This is a genomic window from Parablautia muri (assembly GCF_009917485.1).
Taxonomy (GTDB): Bacteria; Bacillota; Clostridia; order Lachnospirales; family Lachnospiraceae; genus Suilimivivens; species Suilimivivens muri.
The window spans coordinates 1-12915 of record NZ_QZDT01000035.1 but is presented as its reverse complement, the minus strand read 5'-3'; the positions used below and the strand labels follow the sequence as shown (position 1 = coordinate 12915).

Here is a 12915-nt window from a genome sequence, read left to right as displayed (position 1 = left end):
CACCTCAAATCTTATCATGAAAGGAAAAGTCTTTTCGTTCCTCCCCCTGGGTATGGACCGCCCTGTCAATATAAACCACACCATCGTCCATCTGCAAGTCATAATTCTACTCCGGAACAGAGGTATAATAGTCCTTTCTCCATGTATAAGCGCCATCCGGCTTCTGCTCCACATATTCCAGATCAAAGTTTAAGGGTACCTCACCCTCCTGCCGCTCATAGCAATGCACATCAATATCCACTCTGAGAATTTTCTGCTCTGCTTTTTCCTCACTCAAAAGCGCTCCATCCTTGTAGTGTTGTCTTGTATAAGGACGCAGCTCATAATTCAAAACAAATTCATAAGTAATCTGATCTTCCCTACGCTGAGCGCTTTTTTGAAAATATGTCATTGCCGCAAATACGACTGACGGTACCGACACAAGTATGATTATCGCCGCCGCAACGCTCATCCATCGTTTATTTCTGTTTTTATATTTTTCCATTTGCTTCACCTGTTTGACCTCTCCCTTCCGTATTGCCTCATATGCTTCTTGTAACCGGTCTTCCACCACCTGAGGAAGTCTTTCATCCATTTTATGGTTCATCCACGTCCTCCTAACTCCCGATTGCCTTTTATCCCATTGCGCAGCGCATCACGGCCGCGTTTCAGACGGGTTGTCACAGTATTTTCTTTCATCTCCATATGCGCTGCAATTTCCTTCACTTTCATGCCATAGACATAATACAGTGTAAAAATGCAGCAGTCCTGCTCCTTTAACGGTTCAATCAACTCTAAAAATCCCTCTCTCCCAACCTCCGCTTCCCGGTCTTCTAGCTCAGGCACACTCTCTCCACCGCAATGCTCCTGCGCTGAGCGCACAGAATATCCTTGCAATGGTTGATCATAATCCTGATCATCCATGTCTTAAAATAAGCATCCTGCTTCAATGTACGGATTTTTTCATAGCATGTCAGCACTGTTTCCGACATGGCATCCACCACATCCTCCTCATGCAAAAAACCTCTGGCAACCTTGTACATACTCTGTTTATTCCGTTCAATCAGTTTTATAAAGGCTTCGGATCACCTCTTTTTGCCTTCTTTACAAGAAGTTCCACCTCTTATGTCTCCTTTCGTAATTTGATTCGTCTCTCCTCCTACAACACCGGTGTTTGGCTTTCAGATTCCGGATAAACCGCCCCTTACTTCCGCGCGGCCTTTCCATTATCAAAAATTTGTCTGCTCATGTAAGATACTTTACTAAGTTTTTTGGACTTTTACACTCATTAGACGAATCAGAAACCTGAAATATTGCATTGTACACAAAAATTTTATAAAAAAATAGTAATCCGCCGTACAATGGCTTTTTTCTTTTGCCATTGTACGGCAGATTACTAAGTATGATAAACTGACTCAATGGAAGATCACTTGGGTGTGGTATATTGCTCCTGAACAGCCGCCGGGAGTTCATCATATTGTACTTCTTCCCATTCAAGAACGCCACGAATTGGCATTACCGTGAAACGAATAAAAGCGCCCTCTTTCAATTCTCTTGATGCTCCGAATGTAATATCTTTTCCCTTTCCCTTCTCGTTGTAAGAAAATAAAGTGTATGAGTAATCCAAACTCCCACTGAAATTAACTACGCCGCCTCCTGATTTGCCCTGTTCCATTTTACTGTTATCAATTTGTGAATAATAGTATGTGCTGCCTGCCTTTGAAAGAAGGAAAACGCAAACACATACGACCACTAAAATAACCATACCGATTCCGGATAATATTCTTTTCTTCATATAAAAAACTCCTTTTCTACCAACCTTTTTTTGTAACGATTTTTTTCTGCTTTTTCACTGTTTTGATTGGGGAAGCATTTTTGGCAGTCATCACAATAACCGCAGAAACCAGCAAAACCACAAGCATGCTCAGCCCACACAGCGCAGTATTCCAATGGACAGCTTCATCATAACTTCGATACCGTATTAATCCCATGCTCACTGTGATTGGATAGATATTGGCAATCGTCATATTCCCTGCTGCAAACATTCCCCCATATCCATAGACAAATGCAATGACCGTACCTATCATATGTCCGTTGGATATACGGGCTGTAACTGCGATCACCGGCATTACGGCAATGTATAAAAACAGACAATTCAAAATAATCTGGACAAAGGTCTGTAATACCGATGTTACAGAAAATCCCGGAAATCCCATTATCAAATTAGCAATGACCGTAAATACGGCGCTTACAAAGCCTAAAAACAGGGATAACAAAGCGCAGACCAATAATTTCCCCCACAGTAAATGGCAGTAAGAAACAGGAATCGTCATGATACTTTTCAGTGTGTCGTCTTTTTCTTCCCTGGCTATGATATATCCGGCAAGCAAAGTAATGCACATAGGAAAAATCATTGTAATATTGTTTTTCAGCACTTGTTCCGTAAAATGAGAAAATGTCCAGATAGTACCGTCTAATGCCGTAGTGGAAAAGATTGTCAGCAAAACGGAAAGCAACATTAAAAGAACGCCTGCCCATATCATGTGATAACGTTTTAATTTCCAAATTTCCGTCCTAACCATACGAAACATATCATGATTCCCCCCTTCTTTTATACAAATAGTCGATGACTATGACTGAAAGAACAGCTTCAGTACCCAAAATAACGATCGTCTGAAAGGTTGTGGGCTGCAGATATGTAAGCTCCCCCACACTATCTATCACTCCATGCCGTACCATATCCCCCGCACTCCAAAGCGTTGTGAGCGGAATGGGCATCAACCAGCATACAGCTTTGGGCAATACACCAAAACAAGTTTCCGCAGTCAGGCTCAAAGCACTGTAAAAGATACACAGGAGAACGGAAAAAATGTAAGTCTTGCTAAAGAAAACAACAAGTACAATCAAAGGCAGTGTTCCGGCTGTGGTAAAGATCCCCATTTCCAATGCCACGAACAGCTTATAGGCAACCCCATTTACCTGGGAAACCAAACTTCCGCATAAAACCGCAGCAAAAGCCGAGAACAGGCTGAAAATAACCCCCATGGCAAATAAAACAATGATTTTCGCAAAAATCATCTGCGAGCTTGTGACCGGAATGGTGCGCAGATTTTTAAAGGTGTCATTGTCCCGTTCCATAAAAAACAACATGGCGGCGATGACTCCAATCACACAGGGCAAAAGCAGCTCCACCCCATATCCCATAATAAACTGGAAACAGGCATTGAAAATCTCAGCCTGGCTGTCATACCCTTTTGCCATCTGCGGCGTTGTCATCATCGCTGTAACAGGCACAGGGAACAAAAGTGCGGAAAGTATCACAAACAAAATAAATTTTTTACGTTTTAATTTTGCAAATTCGCAGATAATCAGTTTAAGCAATCCCCTCACCTCCTGTTACACGTTTGAAATAATCTTCAAGACTTTCCTCACAAGTACAGGCTTGTGATACTTCCAAGCCGTTTTCTACAAAAGCGGTAACGATCTTCCCGATGGAAATATTCAGATTATGCAGCTGCATATTGTGGCCATCCTGTATGGTAAACTGGTTTTCGCAGAAACCGCATTCCAAAATCCTTGCTGCCTGTGCCGTATCAGAAACAGTAAACCGGATATGTTTACTGCTTTTTGCTTCCAGTTCCGCAAGGCTTTCTTCTTCCAACAATACGCCGTGATCGATAATGCCTATATCGTCAGCCAAAAGTGCAATCTCCGAGAGGATATGGCTGGAAATCAAAATCGTTTTTCCCCGTTCGTTGCAAAGGGTACGGATAAAGGAGCGTACCTCCGCAATTCCAATGGGATCAAGACCATTGATGGGTTCGTCCAAAATTAAAAGCTCCGGGTCGTGCATAATGGCAAGGGCAATGGCTAACCGCTGCTTCATGCCAAGTGAATATTGGGAAAACAGTTTTTTATCTTTGTAAGGCAGACCCACTAAATCAAGTGCATTTTTAATTGCGTTGCGGTTTGGCACGCCCCGCAGGGTAGCAAAAATGCGCAGGTTTTCGGTGGCAGTCAGATTGGGGTAAAAGCCGGGGGATTCAATCAGGCTGCCAATGCGGGGCAGCAGCCTCTTTTCATTGGCCACTAAAGGCCTGCCCCAAATTGCCACTTCCCCGGATGTAGGCTGTGTGAGCCCAAGCAGCATTTTCATTGTGGTTGTCTTTCCGGCTCCGTTTCTGCCAAGAAGACCATAGATACGTCCCTTTTTCACATGGATATTCAGATTGGCAACACTTTTTTGTGTCCCGTATTGCTTTGTAAGATTTTTCGTTTCAATTACATATTTACCCATTGGGAAACCTCCTTCTTTATGTAAGCGCTCAATCATCCCGGCCGTTTTTCCTGCCGGGAAGATGCGCATATCAGTTTACTGATGTGCTTTATTCTATCACGTCAACCTTGCATAAACCTTGCACAAACCTTGCGTTAACCTTGCACTTTGAAAAGAGGAGGCGGCAGCTCAATCGTCCGTTGAGGGGAAAAGTATGGTAAAGGCAGTTCCTTCCCCGGGTATGCTCTGGGCCGTTATGGTTCCGTTCATTTTTTCAACAAGCTGATGTACAATAGACAGACCAAGACCGCTGCCTTTCTCAGACCGCCCCTTATCGCATTTGTAAAGCCGCTCAAAAATATGTTTTAAGTCCTCTTTGTCTATCCCTACACCATTGTCGGACAGAAGAATTTTGATCTTCCCGTTCTGCTGTGATAATGCTATTTCGATTTTATCCCCATGGCTGTGGGAAAGTACATTTTGTATCAGATTGTTTAATATCCGCATATATCCGTCCGGGTCTATCCGCACCCGGAAAGGCTGCTCTGGAATGTGAATCGCGAAATCTATCTGTGTATCTTCAAATATGGGGATCCAGCAGGTCAGCGCATTGCGTGTCAGCTCCGTCAAGTCAGCCGCCACTATGTTCATGGAAAATTCATTAGAACCAAGCTTAAACCAGTCAAAAAGCACGTCTATATATTCTTTTAAGTCATGGGCTTTGCGGCGGGCAGTTTCTATATAATCGTCCCGTTCTTTTCCGGTGGCAATCCCTCTGTGTACGGCATCCAAATACCCAATCAGTGTGGTAAGCGGTGTCCTTACATCATGGGAAAGGCTCGTCATAAGCTGCCTGTTTGCTTCTTCCGTTTGGTGATAGACAGAAAGTCTGCTTTCATAAGACAGGACAATATCATTCATTTTGTAAGCAAGAGGGGCTACAAGCTCATGAGTTTCCGCCAAAATACGCCTGTTTCCATTCCCATTTTTGATATCCTCCAAAGCATCGGACATTTCCAATATCTGCTTTTTTACACGCCGGACTGTGAAAATCGCCCAACCCACAAACACAATACCGATTATTAAGACAATTACCATAGCTGTTTCTACATACATCGCTCACACCTCTTTATTGAAACGGTATCCAATCCCCTTTACGGTCTGTATATATTTAGGACTGGCCGGATTTTCTTCTATCTTTTTCCGCAGCCGGCTGATGATCGCCATAATGTTGCTGTCATCATAAACATAATCTTCTTCCCACACATTTTCATAAATTTGCTGCTTTGTCAGTATCTTTCCCTGATTCTTGGCAAGGAATAGCAGTAAATCAAATTCTTTCGGCGGCAGTTCATAATCGCCGTTTACTCCATGAACAGAACGGCTGTTAAAGTCGATGGTCAGCCCTTCAAAATCAAATGTCTGCAGCTGCCCGTCTTGTTGATTAAAGCGGGTATAACGTCTGATCAAAGACACAATACGGGCAATCAGCTCGTCCATGTTAAAGGGCTTTGTCAGATAGTCATCGGCTCCTGCCCGTAAACCGCGCACTTTTGAAGCGCTGTCATTTTGGGAGGTAAACATCAGCACAGGCAGATTGCTTTCCTTCCGAATCTGTTCTAATGTCTCAAAACCATCAAAGCCGGGCATCATTACATCCAATATGACAAGCTGATATTCTTTTTCCTTCAGCTGTAGCAAGCCGGATTTTCCACAGGAGCAGAAATCGGCGTCTATGTTTTCTGATAAGACGCTCTGCTTAATCAATGTACAGAGCTCTTTATCATCATCTATGATTAAAATTTTGTTCATAGCAGGCACTCCTTCATTGTCGAAATATCGCACATTTAAACCATTTACACAGTTACACTACAATTATATGTGGAGATTGGAACAATAGCAAGGCCCGCATCCCGCATTGTAGCAAACAAAGGTAACACTTCAGCAAGGCTGAACTGTTCCAAACAAAGTAACCCACAAAAACAGGGCAAAAATCCGCCGATTTAAACAGCAGATTTTTGCCCCGCTTACATGCTAATGATTCAATTATACTATACTCCGGCTAATACGTTAAAGGTTCCGGCTATATCCAGTCTGCCATACCCCGCGTATGTCAAGTTAATGTCACAAACTTTTTTCACTTTTTTTGAGCGAAAATCGCTGAAACCCGCATAACTTCGTGGAGCGTGTGGTAAATTATTGCTAAGTCGGGGTAAAATTGGAGATAAATTATTGTCAAGTTGAAATACCCGAAACAATCTCCATTATTTCCTCCGCGATCTCCACCATGTTCCTGTCCGGCGCATAAACTTCCGTTCCTGAATCCTTTAGCTGTCTGACCAGACTTATCGCATCTGGCACCGACCGGGATAATCTGTTTAGATTACAGACAAACACCCCCTGATAAGTTCCGGCCTCCTGCAACAGTTTTTGCAGGCCGGGCCGGTCTGTCTGCAAGCCGGAGATGCCATTGTCAGCATAAATATCAATCTCCGTGCTGTCTCCCCACATACCTCTGATCTGCCCTGTCAACACCTCTGCCTGATTCTGGACTGCCAGTTGAGCCGGATTTCCTACTCTTGCATATATCGCTGCCCTCATTCTGTCCCCTTTCCATCATCGCGGAAATTCCACACAATTTCAACTCTTTTGTCTTTGTAAACGTATATTTTCCTAATAAATATATCAACCACTTCCTGTGTCAGCACTTCTAAATGGGAATACCGTATGACCTGCTTCATATCTTCCTCTGCCCTGCGGTATTCCTCCCGTAGCTGTTCCAGTTCTTTCCCATACGTTTCTTCCTCTGCCGCCAGTAAAGCAACCTGCTCTTTTATGCCGTCCGCTTTCTGCCTGTATGATGCGGCCTGGACGGTGCCAAGCGCATAGCTTTCATACAGGGCATCCGCCTCCGCCTGAAGCTGCTTTTTCCTGCCCCGGCCCTCTGTTATCTTCTTTTCCAGCCTTGTAATACAAGACTTCTGGAAAGAAACAAGGTTCCGGTTTTCCTTTGCGCCATCCCCGCGCACCATCAGCTCCCTGCTTAACATAGTCAGCACGGTTTCTTCCAGCAGATCGGCAGGGAAATAGGTACAGCACGACCGTATCTGCAATACAGCGTGTTTCCGACACTCAAACCTGCGGTATTTATTCTTCCCCCGTATGGGCTTGTAAGTCATGGAATAGCCGCATCCGCCGCAGAATAATTTCCCCACAAGCGGGTTTTTCTCCCCTTTTCTGGCAGTGTCAGCCCCTTTACGGAAAAGGCATACCTTTTCATAATCTTCCGGCGAAACAAGCGGCTCATGGTGGTCTGGTATCACTTTCCAGTCCTCCACCGGCACAGCGATACTGCCTTTACTGCCCACGAATTTGCGCTTTGATTTCCCATAGGCCATCTCACCTAAGTAAAAGCGGTTATTCAGGACAGCCCGGACAGAGACGTTATCCCATGCCTGCATCCTGCCGCTTTTCCCTGCCCTCTCAGGGTGGCGCATCTGTGTTTTGGTGGGTATACCCTTCTCATTGAGAATCCTTGCGATCTGTGTGCTGCCGTTCCCGTCAGTGGCAAGGGCAAAGATGCAGCGCACAATCTCCGCTTCCTTTTCATTCACTACAACCGTATTTTTCAGTTCCCGGCTTTTTTCATACCCGAAGGGAACCTGTCCGAAAACATATTCCCCACCCGCGCATTTATTTTCAACCGAAGCCTTGACCTTTACGGATATGTCCTTGCTGTATAAGTCATACAAAAGTGTCTGGAAAGCCGTGTCAATAGGTGTCGTGCTTCCTGCATGGTCACGGCTGTCGTAATGGTCATTTACCGCGATAAACCGCACTCCCATAAAAGGGAATATCTGGTTCATATAGGTTCCAAGTTCGATATAGTCCCTTGAAAAACGGGACATATCCTTGACGATCACGCACCCGATCTGATTGTCCTTTACCTCTTTTAAGAGCCTCTGCATCCCCGGCCTTTCCATGCTTGTACCGGAATAGCCGTCATCACAAAACTCTAAAACTTCTTTTTCCCTCAGTTCCCTGTCACTGCATATGTAAGCGTGGAGCATGGCCCTCTGGCTGCTGATACTGTTGCTTTCATCCTTATCGTCTGCATCCTCCAGGGAAAGCCGCAGGTAAATTGCAAGTTTATCCATTTGCAAGCACCCCCTCAAGCAGTTCATTTGTATAGGCAAACTCTACTTCTATCCGCTTCCCCGGATAGACGTAAATCCTGCGGTTCAGGGATTCTACCATTTCCTTTGTCAGTTCCATGCCGCTTTTTAACCGGAGCAGGGCACGGGCCGCCGCAAGATATTTTCCTGATACAGTGTCCAGGTTCTTCCTGCCAGCTTCCAGTTCCTCCTTCTGCCGGTTTAAGTCATTAAGCCTGCCCTCCTGCCGCATCTTATAAGCAACATACTCACTCTGGGGGATAATACCCTCCCGGTATTCCACATATTTTGTCCGTTCATCTTCTTTTGCGGCGGCGATATCCCTTTCTGTTTTCCTGATTTTTGCATCAATCTCCGTCCCCGCCGCCCGAAGCTGTTCTTTCACAATCTCCGTATATCTTTTCGTTTTCTCCAGATAGACAGAAAACTCTATTTTAAGGAGCGGCAACAGGATATCCACCAGTTCCGCCTTTGAAATACGGTTTGATGCAGGGCAGCTCTCCACTTTTGTCTGCCCGCCGTTTATGCAGAAATATCCGTCCAGCCTTGTCTTGCTCCTGTCCGCATAAGTTTTGGCATAACTATGCCGTGTCATTTTCCTGCCGCATACGCCGCAGTAAAGCACGCTGTCAAAAATATTCTCCCTTATCGGGCATCCTTCTGTCGGATGGGCATGGGATTTCATCCTTTCCTGAAGCCTTTCCCGCACTTTTGCCGCTTCTGCAAACACCGCCGCATCAATAACAGGTTCGTGGGCGTTTTCTTTGACTACCCATTCTTCTTCCGCTTTGTGAATACGGTTCTTTTCATCCCTTGCGGTGATGGAAGTCCGTCCCTGCACCAGTTTTCCGGTGTATGTCTCACTTTTCACGATACGCTCCACAGAGCCTTTATCCCATCCCTTGTATTCCCCCTGTTCCGGGTCAAAAAAGACGTTTCCGGTTTTCTTATACACAGACGGCGGGTTGCACTTTTTCCTGTTCAGGTCATCTGCCACCGCCGCATAGCTTCCCGTTTCAATAAACAGCCCGAAAATATGCTTTACAATCCCCGCAGTATTTTCATCCGGCACCAGCTTCCGTATTTTCTTATCCCCATGGCAGGCCCTGCCTGCCATTACACTTGTATAGCCGTAGGGCGGCGGCCCTCCCACATAGGAGCCTTCCTGCCGCCTTAGTTTTAAATGCTGCTTTGCCTTTACGGAAAAGTCTTTTGCATACATATCGTTGACAAGGTTTTTTATCTCCGTTGCCATCTGTTTTGTATTGCTTCCCCTGTGCCCCGTATCAAGCCCGTCTGCAACCGCTATGAAGCGGACACCCAGGAATGGGAAGATTTTCTCAATATAATTCCCCGCTTCCAGATAGCTCCGGCCAAACCGGGAAAGGTCTTTGACCACCACGCAGTCAATGTCACCCAGCCGTATGTCCTGCATAAGTCTCTGAAACTCGTCACGTTCAAAATTACTCCCCGTTTTCCCCAGGTCTGTATAACGGTCTATGATCTCTATCCGCTCTGTCCCTTCCCGGTTCAGTTCTTCGATATGCTTTTCCGCGATCTTTACCTGCACTTCCACGGATTCATTCTTTTTCCTGTCCTGGTCTGATGAAAGCCTTGCATAAATGCCTGCTTTGTAACATGTTCTCGTTTTTTTGTCCGCCACAGCAGGGGCGGAAGTCCGCTTTGACACTCTCCCCATCAAGCTCCTCCCCTCTCCGAACACACCGGGAATTTGGGCATAGCACAAATTCCTAAGTGAAAAATCTCCGATTTTTCACTTTGCGCTCCTCCTTCCGCCGTCTGTGCTTTCACCGCCCTGTCCATCGAAACCTTCCGGCCAATCCCTGCCATGACAGCAAACGTGTCCATAAAGTAAAAATCGATCACGACCTGCCGATTCTCATAAACATCAATCCGCCTTACAAGGCTGCTCAGCGTATGCCGGTCTATCTCCCTCAGTTCCACACAATCCTGAAAAGTTTTCAGCCTCCCCGCAGAAAGCGCCCCTTTCTTGAACATATCTTTAATGAGCTGCTCCTGCTTCTGCATGGCTGCTTCCAGTTCCTTCCCTTTCTGCGTAAAGCCGCTGTGCAGGCGCTCAAATTCCTCCTTTGTGACAATGCCCTTCCTTAAATCCTCATATAAGCCGGAACAGAGGGAGTAATATTTATCCTGCTCTTTTTTCAGCCGCCCGATCTCTTTGTCATACCGGGCAACCGCCTCGAAGTTGGTCTCATACTGCATGGCCCGGTCAAAAAGTTCCTTTTCTTTCAGGAAGGAATTGGCAAACTTCCGGATGCTCTCACAGACGATCTCTTTCAGTGCGCTTTCCTCTATGCTGTGCCTGCTGCACCCTTCTCCTCGGTTCTTTGTTGAGCAGATGTAATAAACTTTTGCCGTATCCTTATAACGTATCACCCGCCTTATCATCTGCTGGCTGCAGTCGCCGCAGAACAGTATTCCCACAAAAGGATTTAACGTCCCGGATTCCGGGCTTTTGCGCCCATCTGTTTTGAGCAGGCGCTGGACTACCGCAAAATCATCGGCGGAAACGATTGCCTCATGGGTATTTTCTACTTTCACCCATTCCCCTTCCGGTTTTGCGGTATGCTTCTTTACTTTATAGTTTACTTTCTCTGTTTTCCCCTGAACCATATGGCCCAGATAGACCTCATTGGTTAGTATCCGTTTTACGGTGGCGTTTCCCCAGATGCTACTTCCAGCCCCGGAAAAGCCACTGTGATAGTGAAGCCCCATTGACTTTTTATATTCTTTCGGGGAGAGGATGCCGAGGCTGTTCAGCTTTTCCGCAATCGCAGAGACTGCCATCCCCTCGATCTTCCATGCAAATATCCGCCGCACGTTCTCCGCCGCGTATTCATCAATGACAAGCCTGTTCCTGTCTGTGTCACTCTTTTTATACCCATAAACTGCAAAGGCAGATACACACTCCCCGTTCCTGCGCTTTACTTCAAGCTGGCTCTTTACCTTTGTGGAAATATCCCGGCAGTAGGAATCGTTTATGAAATTCTTGACCGGAAGGACAATCGAGCTTTCCCCCGTATCTGCCGATACACTGTCAAAATGGTCCGTAAGCGCAATAAAACGCACACCAAGAGCCGGGAAAGTCTTTTGTATGTACCTCCCGGATTCGATGTAATCGCGCCCGAAACGGGACAGGTCTTTCACTACCACGCAGTTCACCCTGCCTGCCTCAATGTCGCCGATCATTCTCTTAAATTCTGGCCTGTCGAAATTGCTCCCTGAAAAGCCATCGTCCACATAGATGTCGTAAAGCTCTATGTCCGGTTGCTCCCTTAAGAATGATTTGATAAGTTCCCTCTGGTTTCCGATACTGTTGCTCTCGGACTTATTGAAACTGCCCCTGTCCTCGTCATCCTTTGAAAGACGGAGGTACATGGCCGCATAGAATTGTTTTTCTTTCAACTGTATCACCCCTGACTTTTTATTAGCTAACAAGGATAGCCGTTATCCCGCTCATATCTAAAAGCCAGGGCTTCCACTGAATCAAGTCCTGACTTTAGATTCACATAACTTTTCTGTTCTTTCAAGAACAATCTGATTCCATTCCGGTTAAATGTGTATCTCCGCGAGCCGCCTCAAATATTCCTCCATCTTATCATCAATGGTCGGCCCTTCTTCCATGAAACGGACTTTCACGATATAGTCCCCGATCCGGTGGATGTATACGTTATTCGTCTGCGCCGCAAAAGAGGCCAGTTTCTGGGGGACGGGCTTTTTCGTGTCAACCACAATATCCCTTAAATCCGTTAGGCTGTTGATATCCACGCTCCGTATATCCACAGCCGCCATCTCCTGTAACTTTTCCCTTGTCAATTCCATATCCTGCCCCTTGACCGCCTTTCTATATTCTATTTCCCGTTAAGGTTGTCTTATCACAAAAAATCTGTCCCCCTATATACCAGCGGGATGGAACACCTTGCGCTGCAAACGCCGCCCATTCATCAGAATGCAGCGAAAAAAGGCTTGCGGCGTCAGGTCTTACATCCCGTAAGAAATCCGGCAGATTCTTTTTCACACCTGCCGGAGATAGGAAAGGGAAAACCGCCCGGACAGCACAGATTAAATCTATCCTGTCCGGTACCTGTTCCCGTAAAATCACAAAAATCCTGTCTTGTGCCGTATTATCAGGCAACCGGATTGCCTTACTGCCCACCCCCGGTACGGGAATATCCAAGCCGCCTACGGCTCTATAAGCGCCATGATACCGACAGCAGGTGGCGGCAGGTGACTAAGCTGCCCAGGCCGTGCCCTCAGTATCCCCCTTTCACCCTGCGGTACGGGAATAACTGGTTTTCCTTTACTGGCGACTCATGGCGGTCCCGGCGCTGCCACGCGCCGATCACAGGCCCTCCGGGTTGCCGCTCGTACTTTTGAAGTCATCTTGTTTGACGGGGCGGGCAGGCAGGAAAGGGAAACCTGCATCCCTCCCTTGTCCCGCCC

15 protein-coding genes are annotated in these 12915 nt (G+C 46.2%); all 15 read right to left on the bottom strand.

All coding sequences use genetic code 11. The features are described from left to right. Nucleotides 1-106: 106 nt before the first annotated feature. The 15 genes from D5281_RS17260 to D5281_RS17190 all read right to left on the bottom strand — a co-directional run bounded on the left by D5281_RS17260 (nucleotide 107) and on the right by D5281_RS17190 (nucleotide 12649). Entirely contained in the window at nucleotides 107-586 is a 480-nt protein-coding gene (locus D5281_RS17260) for a hypothetical protein (RefSeq protein ID WP_160561349.1), read from the bottom strand. Continuing rightward, entirely contained in the window at nucleotides 583-825 is a 243-nt protein-coding gene (locus D5281_RS17255; RefSeq protein WP_160561348.1) for an RNA polymerase sigma factor, read from the bottom strand. The genes D5281_RS17260 and D5281_RS17255 overlap by 4 nt, the downstream gene beginning before the upstream one ends. Continuing rightward, the gene (locus tag D5281_RS17250; protein ID WP_160561347.1) at nucleotides 813-1022 is read right to left on the bottom strand and encodes a sigma factor; all 210 of its coding nucleotides are present in this window, start codon (nucleotides 1020-1022) and stop codon (nucleotides 813-815) included. The genes D5281_RS17255 and D5281_RS17250 overlap by 13 nt, the downstream gene beginning before the upstream one ends. Before the next feature lie 383 nt (nucleotides 1023-1405). Then, nucleotides 1406-1774 (bottom strand): YxeA family protein, encoded by a 369-nt coding sequence (locus tag D5281_RS17245; protein WP_160561346.1) that lies wholly within the window; start codon nucleotides 1772-1774, stop codon nucleotides 1406-1408. A 16-nt stretch (nucleotides 1775-1790) separates the two neighbouring features. After that, nucleotides 1791-2570: an ABC transporter permease gene (locus D5281_RS17240; protein ID WP_160561345.1), complete on the bottom strand. Its 780-nt coding sequence runs from the start codon at nucleotides 2568-2570 to the stop codon at nucleotides 1791-1793. Nucleotide 2571: 1 nt separating this feature from the next. Then, entirely contained in the window at nucleotides 2572-3360 is a 789-nt protein-coding gene (locus tag D5281_RS17235; RefSeq protein ID WP_160561344.1) for an ABC transporter permease, read from the bottom strand. After that, entirely contained in the window at nucleotides 3353-4276 is a 924-nt protein-coding gene (locus D5281_RS17230) for an ABC transporter ATP-binding protein (RefSeq protein ID WP_160561343.1), read from the bottom strand. The genes D5281_RS17235 and D5281_RS17230 overlap by 8 nt, the downstream gene beginning before the upstream one ends. Before the next feature lie 168 nt (nucleotides 4277-4444). Continuing rightward, complete coding sequence (locus tag D5281_RS17225) at nucleotides 4445-5353, bottom strand: sensor histidine kinase (RefSeq protein WP_408637290.1); 909 nt, start codon at nucleotides 5351-5353, stop codon at nucleotides 4445-4447. Between the two features lie 21 nt (nucleotides 5354-5374). After that, nucleotides 5375-6067: a response regulator transcription factor gene (locus tag D5281_RS17220; protein WP_160561341.1), complete on the bottom strand. Its 693-nt coding sequence runs from the start codon at nucleotides 6065-6067 to the stop codon at nucleotides 5375-5377. Nucleotides 6068-6490: 423 nt separating this feature from the next. Continuing rightward, on the bottom strand, nucleotides 6491-6856 hold the full coding sequence (locus tag D5281_RS17215; RefSeq protein WP_160561340.1) for a recombinase family protein: 366 nt from the start codon (nucleotides 6854-6856) through the stop codon (nucleotides 6491-6493). After that, nucleotides 6853-8412 carry a recombinase family protein gene (locus D5281_RS17210; RefSeq protein ID WP_160561339.1) on the bottom strand — a complete coding sequence of 520 codons (1560 nt, stop codon included), beginning with the start codon at nucleotides 8410-8412 and terminating at the stop codon, nucleotides 6853-6855. The genes D5281_RS17215 and D5281_RS17210 overlap by 4 nt, the downstream gene beginning before the upstream one ends. After that, nucleotides 8405-10129 (bottom strand): recombinase family protein, encoded by a 1725-nt coding sequence (locus D5281_RS17205; protein WP_160561338.1) that lies wholly within the window; start codon nucleotides 10127-10129, stop codon nucleotides 8405-8407. The genes D5281_RS17210 and D5281_RS17205 overlap by 8 nt, the downstream gene beginning before the upstream one ends. Then, nucleotides 10129-11850 carry a recombinase family protein gene (locus tag D5281_RS17200; RefSeq protein WP_277935433.1) on the bottom strand — a complete coding sequence of 574 codons (1722 nt, stop codon included), beginning with the start codon at nucleotides 11848-11850 and terminating at the stop codon, nucleotides 10129-10131. Before D5281_RS17200 ends, D5281_RS17205 begins: the two co-directional genes overlap by 1 nt. A 174-nt stretch (nucleotides 11851-12024) precedes the next feature. Next, nucleotides 12025-12294 (bottom strand): DUF6870 family protein, encoded by a 270-nt coding sequence (locus D5281_RS17195; RefSeq protein WP_160561337.1) that lies wholly within the window; start codon nucleotides 12292-12294, stop codon nucleotides 12025-12027. 22 nt (nucleotides 12295-12316) lie between these two features. After that, nucleotides 12317-12649, bottom strand: coding sequence for a hypothetical protein (locus tag D5281_RS17190; protein WP_160561336.1), 333 nt, complete (start codon nucleotides 12647-12649; stop codon nucleotides 12317-12319). Nucleotides 12650-12915 lie beyond the last annotated feature (266 nt).